The organism is Shewanella maritima, assembly GCF_004295345.1.
Lineage (GTDB): Bacteria > Pseudomonadota > Gammaproteobacteria > Enterobacterales > Shewanellaceae > Shewanella > Shewanella maritima.
The window spans coordinates 1,469,385-1,491,931 of sequence record NZ_CP036200.1; the positions used below are offsets into that span (position 1 = coordinate 1,469,385).

Annotated in this window: 16 protein-coding genes and 2 pseudogenes; 11 read left to right on the plus strand and 7 right to left on the minus strand. The window is 45.8% G+C overall.

What is annotated here, in order from left to right; genetic code table 11:
• Positions 1-2 precede the first annotated feature (2 nt).
• From EXU30_RS06305 to EXU30_RS06320, 4 genes and pseudogenes are all read right to left on the minus strand, one after another.
• Positions 3-1,142, minus strand: coding sequence for a GGDEF domain-containing protein (locus EXU30_RS06305; RefSeq protein ID WP_130598392.1), 1,140 nt, complete (start codon positions 1,140-1,142; stop codon positions 3-5).
• Between the two features lie 138 nt (positions 1,143-1,280).
• A complete protein-coding gene (gene mrcB, locus EXU30_RS06310) occupies positions 1,281-3,638 on the minus strand; it encodes a penicillin-binding protein 1B (RefSeq protein ID WP_130598394.1) in 2,358 nt (785 codons plus the stop codon).
• 34 nt (positions 3,639-3,672) lie between these two features.
• Positions 3,673-6,203 (minus strand): annotated as a pseudogene (gene hrpB, locus EXU30_RS06315) (ATP-dependent helicase HrpB).
• A 454-nt stretch (positions 6,204-6,657) separates the two neighbouring features.
• Positions 6,658-8,946: a putative bifunctional diguanylate cyclase/phosphodiesterase gene (locus EXU30_RS06320; RefSeq protein WP_130598396.1), complete on the minus strand. Its 2,289-nt coding sequence runs from the start codon at positions 8,944-8,946 to the stop codon at positions 6,658-6,660.
• Between the two features lie 210 nt (positions 8,947-9,156).
• On the opposite strand from EXU30_RS06320, the gene thpR reads away from it, so the two are divergent.
• Entirely contained in the window at positions 9,157-9,771 is a 615-nt protein-coding gene (gene thpR / locus EXU30_RS06325) for an RNA 2',3'-cyclic phosphodiesterase (RefSeq protein ID WP_130598398.1), read from the plus strand.
• Between the two features lie 177 nt (positions 9,772-9,948).
• Here the strand turns inward: thpR and pepB are convergent, their stop codons facing one another.
• Complete coding sequence (pepB, locus tag EXU30_RS06330) at positions 9,949-11,226, minus strand: aminopeptidase PepB (RefSeq protein WP_130598400.1); 1,278 nt, start codon at positions 11,224-11,226, stop codon at positions 9,949-9,951.
• 182 nt (positions 11,227-11,408) lie between these two features.
• On the opposite strand from pepB, the gene sfsA reads away from it, so the two are divergent.
• The 8 genes and pseudogenes from sfsA (at position 11,409) to EXU30_RS06370 (ending at position 18,328) form a co-directional block, all read left to right on the plus strand.
• A complete protein-coding gene (sfsA, locus tag EXU30_RS06335) occupies positions 11,409-12,113 on the plus strand; it encodes a DNA/RNA nuclease SfsA (RefSeq protein WP_130598402.1) in 705 nt (234 codons plus the stop codon).
• Between the two features lie 118 nt (positions 12,114-12,231).
• A complete protein-coding gene (dksA, locus tag EXU30_RS06340) occupies positions 12,232-12,675 on the plus strand; it encodes an RNA polymerase-binding protein DksA (RefSeq protein ID WP_130598404.1) in 444 nt (147 codons plus the stop codon).
• 85 nt (positions 12,676-12,760) lie between these two features.
• Complete coding sequence (gene gluQRS / locus EXU30_RS06345) at positions 12,761-13,615, plus strand: tRNA glutamyl-Q(34) synthetase GluQRS (RefSeq protein ID WP_130598406.1); 855 nt, start codon at positions 12,761-12,763, stop codon at positions 13,613-13,615.
• Between the two features lie 193 nt (positions 13,616-13,808).
• Positions 13,809-15,119: a polynucleotide adenylyltransferase PcnB gene (locus EXU30_RS06350; protein ID WP_130598408.1), complete on the plus strand. Its 1,311-nt coding sequence runs from the start codon at positions 13,809-13,811 to the stop codon at positions 15,117-15,119.
• A gap of 54 nt (positions 15,120-15,173) precedes the next feature.
• Positions 15,174-15,649, plus strand: a pseudogene (folK, locus tag EXU30_RS06355) (2-amino-4-hydroxy-6-hydroxymethyldihydropteridine diphosphokinase).
• A gap of 77 nt (positions 15,650-15,726) precedes the next feature.
• Positions 15,727-16,521, plus strand: coding sequence for a 3-methyl-2-oxobutanoate hydroxymethyltransferase (gene panB, locus EXU30_RS06360; RefSeq protein WP_130598410.1), 795 nt, complete (start codon positions 15,727-15,729; stop codon positions 16,519-16,521).
• A 131-nt stretch (positions 16,522-16,652) separates the two neighbouring features.
• A complete protein-coding gene (gene panC / locus EXU30_RS06365; protein WP_130598412.1) occupies positions 16,653-17,501 on the plus strand; it encodes a pantoate--beta-alanine ligase in 849 nt (282 codons plus the stop codon).
• Between the two features lie 302 nt (positions 17,502-17,803).
• Complete coding sequence (locus tag EXU30_RS06370) at positions 17,804-18,328, plus strand: DUF4124 domain-containing protein (protein ID WP_130598414.1); 525 nt, start codon at positions 17,804-17,806, stop codon at positions 18,326-18,328.
• Between the two features lie 60 nt (positions 18,329-18,388).
• Here the strand turns inward: EXU30_RS06370 and EXU30_RS06375 are convergent, their stop codons facing one another.
• Entirely contained in the window at positions 18,389-18,586 is a 198-nt protein-coding gene (locus tag EXU30_RS06375) for a YheV family putative zinc ribbon protein (protein WP_130598416.1), read from the minus strand.
• Between the two features lie 149 nt (positions 18,587-18,735).
• On the opposite strand from EXU30_RS06375, the gene EXU30_RS06380 reads away from it, so the two are divergent.
• Positions 18,736-20,649, plus strand: a complete 1,914-nt coding sequence (locus EXU30_RS06380; protein ID WP_130598418.1) for an ABC transporter ATP-binding protein — start codon at positions 18,736-18,738, stop codon at positions 20,647-20,649.
• A gap of 119 nt (positions 20,650-20,768) precedes the next feature.
• Complete coding sequence (locus tag EXU30_RS06385; RefSeq protein WP_207234104.1) at positions 20,769-21,215, plus strand: TIGR02444 family protein; 447 nt, start codon at positions 20,769-20,771, stop codon at positions 21,213-21,215.
• A gap of 116 nt (positions 21,216-21,331) precedes the next feature.
• Here the strand turns inward: EXU30_RS06385 and arsJ are convergent, their stop codons facing one another.
• Positions 21,332-22,546, minus strand: a complete 1,215-nt coding sequence (arsJ, locus tag EXU30_RS06390; protein WP_130598422.1) for an organoarsenical effux MFS transporter ArsJ — start codon at positions 22,544-22,546, stop codon at positions 21,332-21,334.
• Between the last annotated feature and the right edge of the window lies 1 nt (position 22,547).

Here is a 22,547-nt window from a genome sequence, read left to right on the forward strand (position 1 = left end):
CTTTAGTAGCGCAGACAGTTCTTACCTTCATTTTTGGCGCGATAGAGCGCCATATCGGCCAAGTTAACCAGCTTTTTAAGTGGCGTTTGTTTTGCGTTGGCAAATGCTGCGCCGATAGACACAGTGACATCAAGCCCAGTGTCTCGCCAGGGAAGCTCAACAACGGAGCGTAAAATATCAGCAGCTATCTGCTCCAGCGTGTCTTTGTCTATACGTAAAAACACCACCAAAAACTCTTCACCGCCATAGCGAATGTTCATGTCGGTTAAGTTGCCGCAATAACTTTGAATGACATCACCTACCTGAGAAATTACCTTATCTCCCACTTGATGGCCGTATAAGTCATTAATCTGCTTAAAATTATCAATATCTATCATCAAAGCTGCATAGGTTAACCCGTGACGACAAGCGTAACGCTCAGCATCAAACGCATGTTGTGAAAAATACAAACGGTTTTTAAGGCCGGTTAATGGGTCGGTAATCGTTTGCTCGGCAAGAGATTTTTGACTGGCTTGTAATCTTAGACGCTGACTGCGGATCTGCCGATATTGCTCATAGGCTTTCCAGGTTTCAAAATCGCGGCGCAAACTAGAGATAGTGGCAATAAAAAACAGTCCTACCATAATTGAGATACGGTCGACCTCTCCGTCAAAATCATGGGCGATTCTTTCTGGCGCTATCATTACCAGGTAAATGATCAACATAGCCGTAAGTGCACAAAAACTATAGTGAAACGGCAAACGACTCAGTGCGCCAACGTACACCAATACTAAGGTGCCACCAAGTTGATAGTTAAAATCGCCAACATCTATCGCCAGTTGCCCAATATATAAAATCGACCAGTACACAACTAAAATAAGCGAAAATTCAGCAAAGTTGAGCAACTTGGGCTTATGACGTTTAAACCACAGCATCATGGCAAAACATAGGGCGGAAAGGGTGGTACGGATGAAGACCGCGGTTGAGAAGTCATCTTCTAAATGTTGGTAATCAAAGACCAGAAACAGCAAATAAATACTTACGGCTGACAGCACAAAATTAGAATAGGGAAGCATGACCTGATAGATCTGATAATGCTTAAAGCGCTGATATCCAATATGGGAACGCTTTTGTATTGAGACACGTTTGAAGTGCTCGAACATAAAGTCCCTAAGCCGTTAATTATTCGTGAATATATAAAGTGTAGAATATAATAGCGACCAATAGAATTGAATCTTTTCCTTGGTTAGTTTTACCGCCAAAACCACGGTAAAACTAACCTAAAATCATTCTAGGACAAATTAATCTTGCCCAAGTAATTTTTGCCACCAAGATAAAGGCTCACCACAGTTAGCTGCGGGTTGATAGCTCTCTGCAATCGCAGGCAGCATGGCGACTTCACCACAATCAGCTTGCTTAGCCTGCCCCGTTGCAACCTCAAAGTAGCCATTCACAATGCCGCTTGGCGGCGACAAGCGTAAACTCAGCGGTGGACGATTTTTCAAAAATGCCTGATACACAGCCATTGCACCACTGCTGCCATAAAGCCCCGTCTTGCTGTTGTCGTCCTGACCAACCCAAATTGCCGCGACATTGCGCTCATCAAAGCCAGCAAACCAGGAGTCTCGGCTGTCATTGCTGGTACCTGTTTTACCCGCCAGACGCGTATTTGGGAAAGCGCGACCCAGGCGCTTAGCCGTGCCACTTCGTACAACCTGATGCATAGCATACTGCACTAGATGATCGGTTGCTGGCGCGATAGCAAGCTCGCTGCGTGGGCGCTTAGCTTTTAACGGCGTATTGTTTTCATCTAGCACAGACGTAACTGAAATCAGTCTACGGAAACGTCCACCATCGGCCACAGTTTGATAGACCTGCGCCACCATCAAAGGTGATCCATTCACCGCACCAAGTAGCATTGATGGGTACGTAGGTACTTCTTCAGACCAGCCAGCCTTGGTTAACGTAGTCGCTACCGCATCAACGCCGACACCAATACCCACGTTCACTGTAGGTACGTTCATTGAGTCTTTAAACGCTGTCAGTAAGGGCACCTGACCACTAAACTCTTTAGTGACATTCTTTGGTGACCAAGTTTGTCCTTGACCGTTTTTGAGCGTAATTGGTTTATCATCAACTAAACTGGCAAGCGTATATTGCTGTGGCTCAGCCAGCGCAGAGGCATATACGAAAGGTTTAACCAGTGAACCTATTGGCCGGCGAATATGTGCTGCGCGGTTAAAGCCATCAAAACTTGGCTGCTTGTCACCCACCATAGCGGCTACGCCACCGGTATATTTATCGGTGACCACCATACCCACTTGCACATCCTTAGTGCGCTTATCTAGCTCGGCAAGGGTGCTTACCACCGCTTTTTCAGCCGCCTCTTGCGCCATTGGGTCTAGCGTGGTGTAAACCTTAATTCCGGAGCGTTTGAGTAATGACTCACCAAATCGCTCATTAAGCTCTTGTTTAACCATGGCAAAGAAAGCTGGTAGCTTTTTATGTACCGAGCGCTTAGCACTGCGCAGACCTAGCGGAGAGCCTGCTGCCGCTTTGTACTGGGCGACAGTTAACTTGTCGTTCTCCATAAGAATTCGCAGCACCAGATCACGGCGCTCTCTAGCACGCTCTGGGTAACGCCAAGGGTTGTAGTAAGACGGCCCTTTAATCACAGCAACCAAAAATGCTTGCTGATCCACAGTGAGCTCGGCAATCGGCCTACCAAAATAGAACTGCGATGCTAGCCCCATACCGTGTACGCCGCGCGCTTTATCCTGCCCCATATAAACTTCATTAAGATAAGCTTCGAGGATTTCATCCTTGCTATATCTAAAGTCAATGATCAGCGCCATCAAGGCTTCTCGGGCTTTGCGAACTAAACTACGCTGACTAGATAGGAAAAAGTTCTTCGCCAGCTGCTGAGTTAGGGTTGAACCTCCCTGCACTGTACGCCCCGCACTAATATTAACCATGGCCGCACGAGCAATCGCTGTCGGATTGACGCCGTGATGTTCAAAGAAGCTTCGATCTTCAATCAAAATGAGCGCATCAATAATGGTTTGCGGCATGTTAATGGTCGATACAAATAAGCGGTCTTCATCACCTGTGGCAATCATTCTATCGAGCAGTACGGGCTCGAGATGGAACACCGCAAGCTCGCGTTTATCTGACATGCGTTTAACCGAGTCAATGCCTTGCTCATCAAAGCTAATCATCACCCGTTGCTCAGCTTGATTACCTTCAGGATGCAAAAATGCTCGTCGCCATAGTTCAATACGGGTTTTCGATGCTGAAAACTCACCAACTTGTCTTGGATTTGCCACCTTGCGGTAACCAAGCATTTTGAGCTCTGCCATCAATTGCGGGTGATTGACTGCAGCGCCCGGATATAGCGCCATCGAGCGGCTAAATACCTGCGCCGGTAAATGCCACTTTTGTCCTTCAAATTTACGAGCAATAATCTGGTCTAAATAAATGGCGTAGAAGGTCACGGCAGCAAACGCAATTAACGTCAGCTTCCAGGTCAATGACCAGATCTTTCTCCCCCAAGACGAAGAGGCTTTTTTATTAGTTTTCTTAGCACGTTTCCCCGCTTTGTTAGTTGTTTTGCCCGCACTCTTACGCGGTGATTTTGCGGTGGTTTTCGCTTTTGCCATAAAAGGTATTTCTCAAAAATATATTGTTAGGCGCTTATGCGCCTGGTGTGCGCTTTTTAGTAAATTTTGTTGGCTGAGTATTCGCAGGATCATCAGGCCACAAATGCTTAGGGTATTTACCCTTCATCTCTTTTTTTACGTGCTCATAAGGCCCTTGCCAAAAACTAGCAAGATCAGCAGTAACCGCAATAGGCCTTTGCGCCGGCGACAACAGCGACATAGTAATCACAAACTTACCATTAAATAAACTTGGGCTTTGTGCCATACCTAGCGCTTCTTGTAATCGCACTTTTAGCAAAGCACGTACACCTGCTGCTGTTTGTTGATTAGCATCATCCACTTGATATTCAATTGGCGCGCGCGTCCCGGTTAACATGGGCCAATGGCTTGGCACTTTTTCAGCAAGCTGTTGCTGCAGCGTCCAATCTAGCTGATTCAGTAGCAAGCTAGCCACATCAAGCTTTTTAAGCTGCTCAAGTGTTTTAACCTCATTGAGATACGGAGCAAGCCAATCTTCTAGGCTAGCTAATAATTGCTGCTCACTAACCTCAGGCCAGAGCTCACCTTCAAACTGTCTCGCCAACGCCACCCTTAACTGCAACTGTTTGAGCTTTTGGACATGGTCGAATATCTCAAATCCTTGGCGCCTAATTTCAGCTAATAATGCGTTAATCACTATCGGTTGATCGATTTGATTAATCGACTCGCGCGCTAACACTAGCTTGCCGATGCAGGTTTGCTTTTCGGCAATAAAACGCCCTTTCGCAGCATTCCATTCACCTAGGCTTTGCTCAGTCACAAGATAAGCAAGCTCACCATCAAATAGTGACTTGGGTAATCGACTGGCTAAGTAAACACGACCATTTTGCTGATTAGCGTGTTCACCAAAATCGGCCACAACTAAATAGTCTTCATTGGCTAATACTTCGGTTTCATCAAGGCTCACGCCGCAGCCATGACTGAGTAAAAACCGCCCCAGGCCTCTCGCCTTAGCGATTCTATCTGGGTAAGCAAGGGCTAGCAGCAAACTAATATCAGCATCACTGGCCCAGCTATTTACTGGTTGTCGAGGCGCTGTTTGCTTACCCTGACCTTTATCTTGCAGTCTATTTAGCCAACTTTGCACTTGCTGGCACATTTGCCCTTGCTCGGTTAACGGCAAATACTTAGCGATATCAACGCCTTTTTTCGGTAATCCACGCGCTTCAACAATCGCAGCTAGCGCACACGCTAGTTGCAACAACTGTGGGTTATCTGCAGCAATTTGTTTGGCTTTTAGCAGCATAAAAGCCAGGCGAGGATGCACGCCTAATTCATAGGCGCTGCGCCCCAAGGCGGTAATTTTATGATGACTATCCACCAGCTGCAGCTGCTGAAGTAATTGCCATGCGAGTTGCTCATTAACTTTTGGTGGCATCGACAATAGCTGTAAATCTTGTAGTTGCGCCTCTCCCCAATAAGCACAATCAAGCGCTTGTTGGGTTAACTCAGATTGAGTAATTTCCGCTGCGGTAGTCGCGGCTAAACGCCCTTGCTGCTCCGCCCCCAAAGCCTTACTGCTAGCCCAGCTTGTAGCCTGCCTGCACGGCCACTGCGTTGAATTGCCGAAGCCTGACTAATGCGTTTTAAACTTAAGCGAGTAACACCATTATTTGGGTTAAAGCTCGCCTCGCGCTGATAACCGCTATCAACGACAATTGTTATGCCATCTATGGTCAAACTCGACTCAGCCACGTTGGTCGCCAGCACAATCTTTCGCTTACCTTCAGGGGCGCGATTCACTGCCATTTGTTGCTGCTTAGCGCTTAACTCACCATAAAGCGGGCAAATAAGGTAATCTTCAGGCAGGTGCGAGAGCTGTTCGCTAAGGCGAATAATTTCACCTTTGCCGGGCAAAAATGCCAATATCGAGCCTTGAGTATATTGCTCAGCATAGCCGGACTCACCTCTGGCAATATCACCTATCACCTTGGCCATGTGATTTAACCATGGCGACTGAGTTGGCGCGGCCTTGTAAGCTAACTCAACCTCAAAACTTCGCCCCTGACTTTGCAAGCTCACGGCATCAGGCATCAACTTATCTAGAGGAAGGCCTGATAACGTCGCAGACATCGCAATAATCTTGATATCTTCACGCCAGTCTTGTTGCACCGCAAGAGCCAGTGCTAACCCCATGTCTGTGGTTAAATGACGCTCATGAATTTCATCGAATATCACCACATCAATACCCGTTAGCTCTGGGTCTTGCTGGATCATTCGGGTCAATATGCCCTCGGTTACCACTTCAAGGCGAGTTTGCGAGCTGACTTTAGTTTCACCGCGAACTCGATAACCGACAGTTTGCCCTATTGGCTCCCCCAAACTTGCGGCAACAAAGTGCGCCACATTTCGCGCGGCTACTCGTCTTGGCTCTAGCATCAATATCTTGCCACAAATTTCTGGCCATTTAAGCATTTCAGCGGGCAACGCAGTTGACTTGCCTGCACCGGTTGGCGCTTCAATAACAAACTGGCGATGTTCACTAATGGCTGCTTTTAACTGCGGGAAAATTTCGCTGATCGGCATAGCCGGTGATTTCGCACTATGCTGTGCATGGCTAGATTGATCAGCGACCAATTGAGCTGAATTGAGGGGTGAAGATTGAGTTGAAGCTTGTGGTTGCGATGGCATGAAGTTACGAGTTTTGGCGCTTAGAGCTGCGACTATCTATGCAAATAAATGATAAACGCCAGTGTACTAAAAACCACTGGCTGCATCTAGAAAACCTGAGCTCGGGATAATAAATCGGTTTCTAACGGCTATTTTTGCCCGTCTCTTAGTAAAGAGCGGGCGTTGAAGCTACTTGCAATAGGCTAGCTATTGACGCGTAGCTTCGTCTTGAACTAAACAAAACTATCTCGTTAGAAACGTATCGCTAAGCCTTACTCTAGACTACAGAGTTATTGGCACTTCCTTATTCCGAGTTCAGGTTTAGAAAACTAAAGCGCTGTTAACCAAGTCGTGAATAATAGGCGGCAGGTTAGATATCACCACCTATAAATTGCTCATTATCCTCAATCAACCAAGGATGTCGTATACCTGAATCTAGGGTTGATAATGGCGCAGGTTTATTAATGGCGTAACCTTGACCATAATCGACACCAAGATGCTTTAGTTTGTATCCAATTTCAGTGCTTTCAACAAACTCAGCAATCACTTCAAAGTTCATATCTTTACCCAGTTGACAAATGGCATTCACAATCGCCTGGTCGCTTGAGTCACGGCAAAGGTTAACCACGAACTGACCGTCAATTTTGACAAAATCGACGTTCAAGCATTTTAAATAGGCAAAGCTTGAAAAGCCTGAGCCAAAATCATCAAGTGCTAGTTTACAACCTAGTGGTTGCAATAAATCAATTAACGCAGTGGCTTGTTGCAATTGACTTACCGCTGCAGTTTCAGTGATTTCAAAGCAAAGTTTGTCTACTAGCTCCGGCTCGACCATCAAGCGCATTTCTAACCAGCCCATAAACTTTTGATCCGCGAGCGACATGGCCGATAAGTTTACCGACACCATAGACAACTCAGACCAGGTATCTAAATTATCACTGCCCCATTTGAGTAGGTTATCGATAACCCAGCGATCGACTCTCGACGCTAAGTTATAACGTTCGGCCGCAGGCAAAAACACCCCAGGCGAGACAAATTTGCCGTCGTCTTGCACCATTCGCAGCAAGATTTCCATGTGCAAACCAGACTCAGCTTTAGATAAAGGTTCGATTAGCTGGTAGAAAAGCTCGAACTGATTAAGTGCAAGCGCACCGGTAATATCAACCGAAGCTACCATCTGATTATAAAGCGTGTGAACTTGCGGATCATCGGGGCAGAAATAATGCCAGCGATTACGCCCCTCCTCCTTGGCTAAGCGGCAAGCTGCATCGGCCTGACTCATAACCTGATAAATGTCATCGGCGGTTTTATCTAGTTTAGCAATACCAATACTGGCGCTAACATTGTGCTGAACGTTTTTCCAAACAAACTCATGCTCAAATAGCTGATGACAAATACGTTTCGCGACTTGCTTCGCCGCTTCTTCATCGGCGTAATACATCAGCAAGCCAAACTCATCGCCACCTAGACGAGCAACGACATCACCTTTACGCAGTAACTGTTTGAGCCTTTTGGCCACTTGCTGCAGCAATTGATCACCGGCTAAGTGACCACTTAAATCATTGATCACCTGAAATTGGTCAAGATCTAAAAATGCCACACACGCTTGGATCTCTTCATCTTCTGCCAGCACTTCTTCAAGCAGGGCTTCAAACTGAATGCGATTAGGTAAACCAGTTAAAGCATCGTGGTTAGAGTGAAAAGATAACTCATCAGCCAAGCGATAACGCTCAGTGATATCTTCAACCATCAACAGCAGTTGTTTTTGCGAGTTCATGGCATGACAAAAACTAAACTTGTACCAATGCTGCTGAATTCCCGTTTTTAATGGCAGCTCACAAAATGCCTGGCGCAGCATACCTGTGCGCACTATGTGAAGTGTATCTTCAAGTAATGGATGATCATCTGACTGCATTAAATCATAAAGGCTTTGACCTTCGATTAGCGGCAAACTCTGGTTAGCTACCTGATTTTGCACCACGACACAGTCATTTACATCAACCAAGGCACATGCCATTGGAAGCTGCTGAAACAACTCTTGATATTGGCGCTCTTTATTCTCAAGGAGATAAGATACTCTTCTTAGCTCCATTGCTGAGGCGACTTGGAAGGTAATATCTTCTAAGTAGAAATGGCGGCAACTATTAACATCATCTTTGCGAACAACTTCAATTGGCTGATTATGGATGTACACGCAAGCTAGCATCACACGAACATTTCCGACAGTCACCGCAGGACTCACCGCAAGATGCAACCACTGAGGAAGTTGACTTAACGCGTGTGCAAACTTGCTGGTGTCCATTTGCTCTGATGGTGGTATATCTCCATCAGTCAGGCTCAGTTCAAGCGCAAATTCATTGGCAAGCAATAAATCCAGAAACTCAGTGTCAGATAACAATGCTTGAGTAAATAGGCTTTGACTGTCGCGCTCAAGGGTAAAATAACTGGCGACTTGACGTTTCGCGGTATCAACCACCTCTAAACTAGGCGCAAAAAGGTTATCTTGTTGACTTGTGACGATAAATGCGGCATCGCAACTGACTTGGGCACATACTTGAATCAAGGCTTCGTCGAGCAATGCAAGGGTAGTAGCATGTTCATCTGTAAATCGTCCTTCAGATAACACACTTTTTAAAAGCTGTGGTGTACTGTTAACCATTAATCCACTCTAATTTTGATTAGCAATCCAATTTGCACTCAGGGGTGGAGAAGTAACGCTGCGATTGACTCACCGATTCATAGCTTGGCTTAACAACGCTACATAGGTAAGCATAGATGACAATGACTATTATTTCAGAAACATTGATTTAGCAAACTCTAACCGACCGATATTTATCGCTAACCTCACCTTGGCTAGGACATCATTTTTATGTCAGAAAACAAGTTACAAAATACCGTTAAGCGACTGTTTGTCGGGTTTGATATTTCTGCGTCCACACAAATTAAGTTGCGCCAAATTGCGACAACTGTGACTTCCCCACTTTTAATGACAGCGCAACCACTGCTGTCATCTTGTTCCCAAGTCCCCATTGAAAACATGCATGTTACTTTAGGTTTTTTAGGACAAGTGAATCAAGAAAAAACCACCAATGTTTACAATTCGCTACAAAGTTTGCGAGGTAACGCATTTAGTAACGATTTTGGCCAGATTAGCTATTGGCAAGCTACCAAAATTTTATGTATTGAAGGAAGCGCACCGCCAGCATTAACAAATTTGCATCGCCAGATACAAACTATCGCGGCTGATCTCGAGTTATATCAATCTAAATATGAATACCGGCCGCACATCACCCTTGCCCGCCCAATACGAACCGCTAGCTCGGTTACTCACGCTGATATTGAAGAGCATTTAAACCAGTTTAACCAACAGCTGCACCCCATAAAAATCGAATTCGATCAGCTGCATTTATATCAATCACTCAATGTTGGACAAGGCCGACCTCCTCGCTACCTGAAGCTCTGCACTAGAAAACTCGGTGCTTAGCACTAAGATGCCCAATACTGATATTCAATAACAAGAGCTAAATTCAACCTGGTGCGGGTTAAGCACTTGGATTCTGAATATGGAGGAGCGTCCAGAAAAAAGCCGCCTATATAAGGCGGCTTGGAACTCAAGAGAGTTAATGCTACTCAATCAGTAGCACTAATTAACCGAGAGCATTTAGTCATTAAGAATTTCGGCAATAGTCAGTACGCCATGCGCGGTCGCACCAGCAGCCCATAAGCTACCAGAGTTGTTTTCAAACGCGGCAGCAAGGTCCATATGTAACCAGTTAGCTTCATCTGACACAAAACGCCATAGGAAGCCAGCCGCATTAGACGCGCCACCAGCGCCACCACCTTTAACAGGACGGCTATTCGCTGTGTCGGCATAAGGTGATGGGCACATATCTTTATGCCAAGGGTCTAACGGCAACGGCCATACGTTTTCAGAAACGCGGCTTGCACAGCGCTGCGCTAATTGCAGAGTTTCAGCTTGCGGTGAGAAAATCGCGTTGTAGCTACCGCCAACAGCCATCATGGCAGCACCAGTAAGGGTTGCGGCATCAATAATCAATGGCGCTTTAGTTTCACTTGCCGCTTGCAGGCCATCAGCTAACACCAATCGACCTTCCGCATCAGTGTTAACCACTTCTACCGTTACACCATTCTTATAAGTAAGAATGTCGCCTAGCTTGTATGCATGACCACTAATTAGGTTCTCAGCGCAGCATAAGAACAACTTAACGCGCTTGTTCAAACCTTGCTTCATCGCTAAACCCAAAGCACCAGTCACAGTTGCCGCACCACCCATATCGCACTTCATGGTCAACATGCCTTCAGACGGTTTAATGCTGTAACCACCCGAGTCAAAGGTGATGCCTTTACCCACCAGTGCAATATCTACCGGTGCGTTGTCATCACCTGTTGGGTTGTAGTCAAGCTCTAATAATGCAGGTGGACGCTCACTACCACGGCCAACAGCATGAATACCGACCCACTGATTATCTAGCAAACCCTGACCTTCAATAATGTGGCTCGAAACCTTATCACCACCAATATTTTGTAACCAATTTGCAGCACGTGCAGCAAGCTTAACGGGTGACAGATTCTCTGGTGTGTCATTGGTTAGGTCTTTAGCAAATTGCGCCGCTTCAAACTGATGTGCTAGTAGGCTTTGCTCAGCATCTGTGCCGCACCACTTCACCTCAAAGTCACCTTTAGTTGAAGTAAAACCTTGCGAGAACGCCCATTGAGTGTGCACATCCCATAGTTCGCCTTGTAACTGCACATGGTTAATGCCCTGATTACGCAATTTACGTGCTGCAGCCTGTACATGTCGTAAACCATCTTGCTCAACCATATGAACGGTTGCCTGATCGTTTTCGAAACTTACAGCAGCATTTCCCCAAGGGCCAGTGGCCGCTTGATTGGATAATTTAACAATCATAAATTGCATAGGTCATTCCTTATATCATTATTTTATTAATGGCCGCTCTCACGCGCCCCCAAAATGCAGCTGTTTTAGTAGACACTTCAGTTGCACTTGTTATTTGCGCCTAGTGTAGGCTGAACAATTAGATTATTCCAAGGGAAAGTTTGTTAACATCTAGCTCAAAATAATGATGAAAAATTAGATTGATGAATTATTCTCCCGCACTACTCGAAGGTAAGTTAATTAAGCGTTACAAGCGTTTTTTAGCCGATGTACGCCTAGCTGACGACTCAGTTATCACCATCCACTGCCCCAATACTGGCTCGATGAAAAACTGCCTGTTTGAAGGCCACCGGGTGTGGTTTTCCACCTCTGACAACCCCAAGCGTAAATACCCCCATACTTGGGAGCTAATGGAAAGCGATCAAGGTCACCTTATTGGCATTAACACAGGTAATGCTAATGCCCTAGCGCAGGAAGCCATTGAATCAGGCGTGATTACTGAGCTTCAAGGCTATGACGAACTAAAGCGAGAGGTGAAGTACGGTGCAGAAAATAGCCGAATAGACATACTGCTATCTAGCCAAGAAGGGCTAAAGTGTTATATTGAAGTCAAAAGTTGTACTTTACTTGAAGGGAATACAGGGTATTTTCCTGATGCGGTCACCAGTCGCGGACAAAAGCACATTCGAGAGTTGGTCACCATGGTACAGCAAGGCCACCGCGCCGTATTATTGTTTGTGGTACAGCACAGTGGAATTTCAACCGTCAAACCAGCAGCCCATATTGACGCAAAATACGCAGACTTACTAAAAGACGCGATTGAACAGGGTGTAGAGGTACTGGCTTATAAAGTAGCCATGTCTACCACAGGTGGACGAATCGAAACAGTTTGTAAATTTATTGTCTAAGTCATAAAACAATAAATTAGCAAATAAAAAATTTGCCTCGCTATATAGATTTTGCTATAGATAGCGACCTCAAATTTTTAAGACGCCCTTAAAAACGCAACAATACAGGAGATGCGTTATGCCTGAAGGCACTAAAAAACTTGGCGTACTCGCTATCGCAGGTGTAGAACCTTATCAGGAAAAACCTGGTGAGGAGTATATGAATCAAGATCAGTTAGATCATTTTAAACTGATCTTAGAAGCTTGGCGCAACCAACTACGTGAAGAAGTCGATCGCACCTTAAACCATATGCAAGATGAAGCGGCAAACTTCCCGGATCCTGTTGACCGTGCAGCGCAAGAAGAGGAATTCAGCCTAGAGCTACGCGCACGTGATAGAGAACGTAAACTGATCAAAAAGATTGAGAAAACACTACAAAAGATCGAAGAAGACGATTTCGGCTTCTGTGACTCTTGTGGTATCGAAATCGGTATCCGTCGTCTTGAAGCACGTCCTACAGCGGATCAATGTATCGACTGTAAAACACTTGCTGAAATCAAAGAGAAGCAAATGGCTGGCTAAGCCACTGCTTTTGTGGGGTGAGGCTTCTCACCCCTATGATTCCCTCTTATCTTTTACCCCTTTCAGTCGCTAGTCGCCGCTTTCTATGACTAACTACATTGGTCGTTTTGCTCCCTCTCCATCTGGCCCTTTGCACTTTGGCTCTTTAATTGCTGCATTGGCAAGTTATCTGCGTGCCCACGCCGAGCAAGGCCAATGGCTACTGCGAATGGAAGATCTTGACCCACCACGCGAAGTCGCAGGTGCCGCAAACGATATCTTAAAAACCTTAGATGCTTATGGACTGCACTGGCACGGGCAAGTCATGTACCAAAGTCAACGCCATCAAGCCTACCAAGACTGCATTGATGAGCTAATCACATCTAATCAAGCATATTTCTGCCAATGTACTCGCAAGCAAATTCAACAAGCTGGCGGTATTTATAGTGGTCATTGCCGCGCTCTTGAGCATCAAGATGGTGCCATCCGCGTTATTAACCAGGCGCAAATTGCCACATTTGATGATCAGATTATGGGCAAGGTTAATGTAGCAGCAGACTTTGCTAGCGAAGATTTTATTATCAAACGCCGCGATGGCTTATTTGCCTATCAGTTAGCGGTAGTTTTAGATGATGCAGAGCAAGGTATCACTGAAGTGGTGCGCGGTAGCGATCTGCTTACCTCAAGCTGTCGCCAATTGAGTTTATTTGCCATGCTCGGGCTTGATGCCCCAAAATGGGCGCATGTGCCCGTTGCCAGTATTGAGCCAGGCTTTAAACTGTCCAAACAAAACCACGCACCGGCGATTGATATAAACAAACCTCAAGCAAGCATAAATGCGGCATTGGCCTTTTTAGGGCAGCAAAAAGTTGATGTTGATCGCGTTGACATTATGCTTAAACAAGCTGTCTCGCAATTCGATATCACACGCGTCCCAAAGCAAACTGAAATATTGATTTAAGCGACTTGGAAACTCGCTTATTGCTGGCGTTGGGTATATCATAGCCGCCAGATTTTTAATCAACCATTTTATCTGAACGAGGTGCATTATTTTTCGCCGTATTAGTCAATTCTGCAAACAGCTATTTGATTCATCAGCTGACGAGCAAGCAGAAGAAACACAATTACAAGCAGATGCATCTGGCCTGACAATTGTGGCTAGAAATAATCACGACATTTCCCGTCGTCAAATTAGTGAGAATGCGCTCAAGGTACTTTATCGTCTGCACAAATCTGGCTTTCAGGCTTATCTAGTCGGTGGCGGCGTGCGCGATATTCTTTTGGGTCTTGAACCGAAAGATTTTGATGTAGTCACCAATGCGACACCTGAAGAAATTAAGCGCTTATTTAGGAATTGCCGTTTAGTTGGCCGCCGTTTTCGTCTGGCGCACATTGTATTTGGTCGCGACGTTATTGAAGTTGCGACTTTACGTGGTCATCACGAAAGCAATGGCAACAACGACAAAGTATCGAAATCGAATGCTCAAGGTCGCCTACTAAGAGACAACGTATATGGCACGATTGATGAAGATGCCGAGCGCCGCGACTTCTCTGTAAACGCCTTATATTACGATATCAGTGATTACTCAATTCACAGTTACTCAGGCGGTATTCAAGATCTCGACCAACGCATCATTCGCTTAATTGGCGATCCTGAAACGCGCTACCGTGAAGACCCTGTGCGTATGCTGCGTGCAGTGCGCTTTGCAACCAAGCTTGATATGCAAATTGAGCCGCGCACCGCAGAGCCAATTCGCGAGCTTGCACCACTACTAAAAGGTATCCCCGCTGCGCGCATGTACGAAGAAGTGCTTAAGCTATTCTTCTCAGGCAAGGCTGCAGCTAACCTTGAAATGATGCAAGACTTTGATTTGTTTGAGCCATTGTTCCCACAAATCGATGCATTATTACAAGACTCACCAAAAGGCAGCATGGCAAAAATGCTTGATGCTGTGATGCGTAATACTGACTTACGTGTGGCGCAGGACAAACCGGTCACGCCGGCATTTTTCTACGCAGCTCTGCTGTGGTACCCGCTCAAGCAACGCGCCGATGATATCGCGCTAGAAAGCGGTTTAAGTATTTACGATGCTAATGTCGCCGCGATGGGCGATGTAATGGAGCAGCAGTGCCGCACCATTAGTATCCCGCGCCGCTTTAGCACTCCAGCTAAGGATATCTGGCAGCTACAACTGCGCCTAGAGCGCAGCCAAAGTGCGCGCGCATTCAAGTTACTTGAACACCCTAAATTCCGCGCAGCTTATGACTTATTGCTGCTACGCGCTGAAGCTGAAGGTGGCACAGCCGCTAAGGTTGCTAGCTGGTGGACAAGCTTTGTTGAAGGTGACGAGCAAACTCGCAGCGACATGGTTAAAAAAGGCAAAGGCAACCAGCGCAACCGCAATGCGCAGCAACGTCGTCGCCGCAGAAAACCCGCCAATAAGAAACCTGCAGGCGAGTCGTAACCGGCGCGCCTGTTAAAGAGTTATCTGTACGTGAGTAATCAACAAGCACATAATCTGGTTTATATCGCACTGGGCGCTAATCTTGATAGCCCTAGTGCCCAGCTTGATAATGCCGTTGCGGCGATGAAAGCCTTAAGCCTCGATGGTGAAATTCAAGTCTCCAGCTATTACCGCTCAGTGCCTATGGGTGATGTTGAGCAGCCAGATTATGTTAATGCAGTAGCTTGCTTTATCACTCAACTCGCACCAATTGAATTACTCGATGCGCTGCAGCAAATTGAGCTTAATCAAGGCCGCGAACGCCTAGTTCGCTGGGGACCACGCACCTTAGATTTAGATATTTTGCTCTATAATCAACAAACCATTGAGCTACCTAGGCTCACCGTGCCCCACTACGGTATGAAGCAGCGTAGTTTTGTTCTTGTTCCCTTGAAGAAATATCACCCGAACTAACCTTGCCTTGTGGCAGCTCAATCAATAAGCTAGTCAATCAAACTATGCGAGACGAGCTACAAAAACTGCCCGCTTAAGTTTATCAAATGCCCTACTAGGGTTAAGCTGCATGCAGATATCCCTCGCAACAATCAAATGTAATTAAGAGTCCATTATGTCTAAAGTTACCAGTTCAACCTTGATGAAGTTTAAACAAGAAGGTAAAAAATTTACCGCGTTGACCGCCTACGACGCTAGCTTTGCTGGCGCTTTTGACAGTGAAGGCATTGATGTACTACTTGTCGGTGACTCTATGGGTATGGTGCTACAAGGCCATAGCGACACCCTACCTGTCACAGTCGATGATATTGCCTACCACACAGCTTGCGTACGCCGCGGTATTGAGCGCACCTTGCTGATCGCTGACATGCCATTTATGAGCTACGCCACCCCAGAGCAAACTATGCAGAATGCGACCAAGCTAATGCAAGCTGGCGCCGCTATGGTTAAAGTTGAAGGTGGTGAGTGGCTGCTAGAAAGCGTAAAAATGCTAACTGAGCGCGGTATTCCAGTGTGTGCTCACCTAGGCTTAACGCCTCAGTCAGTACATGTGTTTGGTGGTTTTAAAGTGCAAGGCCGCGACAATGAAAATGCCCAGCGCATTATTAATGAAGCCAAAGCCATGGAACAAGCCGGCGCACAGTTATTAGTGCTTGAGTGCATCCCTGCACAGCTTGCTAAAACCATTACTGAAGAGTTGACTATTCCCGTGATAGGTATTGGCGCAGGTAAAGATACAGACGGCCAAATCCTAGTGATGCACGATGTATTAGGTATTTCTAGCGGCTATATTCCGCGTTTCTCTAAGAACTACCTAAAGCAAACTGGTGAAATTCGCGCAGCGGTAAAAGCCTACATTGAAGAAGTTGAACAAGGTATCTTCCCAGGTGAAGAGCACACCTTTAACTAATTTAAGTAGAAATCCATGCGCCTACTAATCTCAGGCGCATTTTATTACCACCGCTTTATACACGATAAGCGACTAGTAACAAGCGAAACATCAACCTCAATTCAACACCCTCGTTTATTTAAGAGTGTCCCATGAAAACGATTTCCAGCATCCAAGATATTCGTCAGCAAGTTAGCCAATGGAAACAACAAGGCAAGAAAGTCGCATTTGTACCGACTATGGGCAACTTACACCAAGGTCACCTAACCCTGGTTAAAAATGCCAAACAACAAGCTGACGTTGTAGTGGTTTCTATTTTTGTAAACCCGATGCAATTTGGCCAAAACGAAGACTTTGACGGCTACCCGCGCACTTATGAGCAAGACAGTAAAGCACTGATTGAAGTTGGCGCGGACTTACTGTTTATGCCAACTCCAGACATCATCTACCCGAAAGGATTAGATAAGCAAACCTTTATCGAAGTGCCTGAAATTGGCGATGAGTTTTGCGGCGCCACTCGCCCAGGACATTTTCGCGGCGTTGCCACTGTGGTAAACAAGCTATTTAATATCGTTCAACCTGATGTTGCACTATTTGGTCGCAAAGATTTTCAGCAATTGCTCATCATCAAAACCATGGTCGAAGATCTATCAATGCCAATTGAGATCATCGGCGTTGATACCATTCGTGAGCCATCGGGTCTGGCTATGAGCTCTCGCAATGGCTATCTAACGGCTGATGAAAAGCAACGTGCAGCCAAACTCAAACAAGCTATGGACCACATAGCACAAGGGCTACAGCAAGGTGAGGAGCTAGCAACCGTTCGCCAGCACGCAATCGAGATGATTGAACAAGTCGGCTTCAAGCTCGACTATATCGAGGTTCGCAGCGCAATGACGCTAAAACCTGCTAATGCGGGCGATAAACAGCTAGTTATCTTAGCCGCAGCCTATCTAGGTAAAGCACGCCTGATTGATAATATGGTTTTCGAGCTTAAATAGTCTGCAACATTAACTCATATTATCAGCACAATAAATGTAACTAAATGCTTACTCGCGCTGCTTGTAAGCATTTAAAAAACATTAAAAAATCTATAATTCCCGCAATAAAAACATTGTTAAAAAACTGGTTTTATCGTTAAAATTAAGCCATAGTGATCGATAGCCTTGTTAGTCGCTTATACTAAATAAGGTAGCTCTCACGTAAAAATACCGGAGTTAATGGAATATCTTCAATACGATCCCTACGTGAAGGCTATACTGTCTGGAACACATATCGTTAGCAAAAGGACCTGTCGCCCCCTATGGCAACTCGACTGTTTTTTATACTCGCTCTAATTCTGCCCTGCTTAGCTCAGGCGGATACGAGTACCATTTACAAATGTATGAAAAACAATAAAGTCGTTTTCAGCCACACAGTGTGCCCACAAGAATTCCGCCAGCACAAAATTGAATACGAGTTAGGCATCGCCACCGAAACCGATTCCGACAAGAAGAAAGTCAAAAACGATCCACTGAAAGCCCTGTTAAAGAAGCAAACCATTTCTAGAGAAAAACTTTTGCAGTTACTGGATGGTGAGATCTATCGCTTAAAGCAAGAAAACAGTTACTTTGAAATTTTGCGTGCCAGTGAAGTACAAAAGTTAGACAGAAAACACTACTGGCAAAGTAAAGAAAAAGACGACCCAAGCTATGGGCTAGAGCTGGAAGAAATTAATCAACGCTTTGACGATTTAACCAATAACAACCTCAGTGTGATCAAATTGCTTAATCAGCACAAAATGAAGATTTCGGCCGAGACACCACCAGACTTACTAATGAGTCAGTAAACTTAAATAGCAAAAGAGCAGCCATTGGCTGCTCTTTTTGTTTACCGCGAATATGCTATGTTATTCAGGCTTAAACACACCAATCATGGCACCGCTAGACTGCTTAGCGACAGCCTGATCAGCTTGCTGCTCTCGGTAATCACAATCTGTGCATTCAACGGTTTCAATACCATTGTCCATAAACAGCACAATACTATCCTGGGCGCCGCATTTTGGGCATTTAGCCCCAGCTACAAAGCGTTTTTTTACTCGTGCCATATATCACTCTTGTTGTTTTTAGTTATCTATATTGATGCTAAGCACTATTTTGCCACGTTTTAATAGCTCACCACCAATATTGTGGGAAAAAACTGCGCCTTTGGGGTATCATGCGCCCCATATTCGATATCTAAGCCAAGTAGTTTTTCATGATCAACATTAGCCAAGCCCAGCTTATCCGTGGCAGCAAAACCTTACTCAATGAAGCCTCACTGACAGTCTACCCAGGACATAAGGTTGGGCTTGTGGGCGCTAATGGCACAGGTAAATCGTCACTGCTTGCGTTAATTAAAGGACAGCTACAACTCGACAAAGGTGAATTCAACATACCTAGCGGCTGGCAAATTGCCTCGGTAGCTCAGGAAACACCGGCGCTGGATACCAGTGCAATTGAGTATGTCATTGATGGCGACGTTGAATATCGTCAGCTAGAGCAGCAATTACATGCAGCTCAACAAGCCGACGATGGTAATGCCATCGCGCTAATTCACGGCAAGATTGATGCGATTGGTGGCTATGCGATTCATGCTCGAGCGGGCGCACTACTAGCAGGGCTTGGCTTTAGTGAAACGGAACAAAACAATCCAGTTAAGAGCTTTTCCGGTGGTTGGCGTATGCGCCTTAACCTGGCTCAAGCACTGCTGTGCCGCTCAGACTTATTACTACTCGATGAGCCAACCAACCACTTAGACTTAGACACTACATACTGGCTAGAAGGCTGGATTAAAACCTACCAGGGCACCTTAATCTTAATTAGTCACGACCGTGATTTTATCGACGGTATTGTTGATGAAATCGTGCATGTTGAGCATCACTTACTCAATTATTACAAGGGTAACTACACCGCCTTTGAACGTATTCGCGCAGAGCGCATGGCGCAGCAACAAGTAGCCTATGAGCGTCAGCAAAAAGAGCGCGCGCATATGCAGTCATTCGTTGACCGCTTTCGCTACAAAGCCAGTAAAGCAAAGCAGGCGCAAAGCCGCCTAAAAGCACTGGAAAAGATGACCGAGCTAATGCCATCTCATGCTCAGAGCCCATTTACCATGGAATTTAAAGCGCCAGATGCTTTGCCTAATCCGCTCGTGGCCATGGAGCAAGTTGCCGCTGGTTATGGTGACAAAACCATCCTTAATAAGGTACAGCTCAATCTGGTACCCGGCGCGCGCATTGGTTTACTCGGGCGCAATGGCGCAGGTAAATCAACACTGATTAAATTACTTGCCGGGCAACTTGAAGCGCAATCAGGTAAATACCAGCCAAACCCTGGGCTCAATATTGGTTATTTTGCTCAGCATCAGGTTGAGTTTTTGCATCTGGATGAAACGCCAATGCAGCATCTTGCACGACTAGCTCCCAATGCCAAAGAGCAAGAGCTGCGCAACTTCCTTGGCGGATTTGGATTTGACGGCGATATGGCTCTGTCGGTTGTAAAACCATTTTCTGGCGGTGAAAAAGCCCGTTTGGTGCTGGCACTATTGGTATGGCAGCGCCCTAACCTACTGCTGCTCGATGAACCGACCAACCACTTAGATTTAGAAATGCGTCATGCACTTACCGTAGCCCTGCAAACCTTTGAGGGCGCAATGGTCATTGTATCGCACGACCGTCACTTATTGCGCCTAAGCTGCAGTGACTACTATTTAGTTGATAGCGGTGAAGTCACTCCTTTCAATGGCGATTTAGATGATTATCACCAATGGCTGCTAGATGCAGCCAAAGCCGCAGCAGCGAGCGAGAGCAGCTCAACTAAGGAATCTGCACCACAGATTGATAAAAAGCAGCAAAAGCGTTTAGAGGCTGAATTACGTCAAAAGCTATCTCCGCTGAAGAAAAAGCAAGCCAAGCTAGAAAAAGACCAAGAAAAATGGTCAACACGCTTGAGCGAACTTGAAACCCAATTAGCTGATACCAGCATTTACGATGCCGAGAACAAGGCAAAGCTCACCAAGGTACTGGACGAGCGAGTTGAGCTTACGCAGGCGATGGAAGAAAGCGAAATGGACTGGCTAGAGCTTCAAGAAAGTATTGAAGCCATTGAGCAGGAAAATTCTCCACTTTAGTGCTTTACTTAATAATCTGTTAAGGATGCCCCAATAGCATTGGTTTAATGCTAGCTTGCTTAAACCAATGCGTGCTAGCACTTTGACTTTAGCTTAGGGGCAAAATCATGGAGAGATTTATGACAGCTTTTGATCATCCAGCATTAGACCAGCAGCTGTGGCAACACTGCGAGCAAGCCTACCTGGCTAACCCTAATCGCTATATCAGTTTACAAGACAACTACCACACCAATGTGAATCTCATCTTACTAGCTGAGTATCTTGATGCTCAGGGGTATTTCATTGCTAAAGCAAGCTGGCAGTCGCTGGCAAAGGCAATTGCAAGGTGGGAAGAGTTTGTACTTATCCCCTACCGCACGCTACGCCGCAAAGCCAAAGCACACACCAGTGAAGACGAGTATCAAAAAATGCTCGAAGTTGAGCTGATTATGGAGCGTAAATCACAGCAAATTATCCGCGCACAACTGGTTCGCACTGAAGGTGAAAGCAATCCGCAGCAATCGAATATTGCCGCTTACCTTAGTTTATTTGGTTTAGATGAGACCATTATCAGCACGCTCAACTAACCTGAAAAGCTCAATATATCCTGCTCTAAAATAGATGATAAAAAGGCGCTTTAAACAAAGCGCCTTTTTGATTTCTGCCAGTATCATAGCTGATTATCACAACCAACTAAGCAAGCCTACCTCGGTAACTTCAGTGCTAATAGCGCCGCGAGCAAGATAAATATAGCCGACACAATCAAGCAAACCGTTAGACCGTAAGCACCAAAAAGCCAACCCGATAGTACGGTGCCAATTAAGCGCCCCATCGCATTGGCCATATAGTAAAAGCCAACATCCAGCGATACACCATCATCTCCGGCGTAGCTAACAATCAAGTAACTATGCAGCGATGAATTAATCGCAAACAACACGGCAAAGACCATCAAACCCGATAGCAATACTGCGCTCACCTGCCAGTTAAAATGCAGTGATGCAGCAATAACTAACGGCACACTCACCAGTGGTAGCGCCCAGGCAAATGCCGCTTTACCGTTTGGCACCTTACCTTGCTTCTTACCAGTGAAATACGGCGCAAAGGTTTGCACTATGCCATAGCCAATCACCCAGCAAGCTAAAAAGCCGCCAACATACCAATGGTCCCAATCAAACTGACTGGCAAGGAATACAGGCAGCGCTATCACAAACCAGACATCACGGGCACCAAATAGGAACATGCGCGCCGCAGACAAATAGTTTATCGCCTGACTCTTAGAAAAAATCTGCGAAAACTTAGGCTTGTTTTTGGCTTTACCCATGTCTTGCTTAAGCAGCATGATGCTCATCAGCCAAACCAGTGCCAGCGCGATAGCCATAATCATGATTGCAGTTTGAAAACCAAAGGCACTAAGCAATGCGCCACCTAAGAAAAAGCCCACGCCTTTTAAGGTGTTTTTCGACCCAGTTAAGATTGCCACCCATTGATAAAGTTTACCCTGAGCATCACCAGGCACTAGCAGCTTGATAGAGCTTTTAGCGCTCATCTTATTGAGATCTTTAGCTATGCCAGATAGCGCCTGAGCCATCATTACCCAAATGACTGTTAAGTAGGTTTCGGGCACTAATAGCATGGCAAGCGCGATAACTTGCATCGCCAGCCCAATATTCATGGTGCGGTTAAGCCCAAGCCTTGCCCCTAACCAGCCTCCGACTAAGTTAGTCACCACGCCAAAGAACTCGTAGAACAAGAACAGCATGGCAATTTCTAACGGCGCATACCCAAGCTGATGAAAATACAGCACCACCAGCATGCGCAGCGCACCATCGGTTAACGTAAATGCCCAGTAATTACCAGTGACGATAAGATACTGTTTAATCGCATCGGGCAGTGAGCTTAACTTAGTCAGCAGTGACATA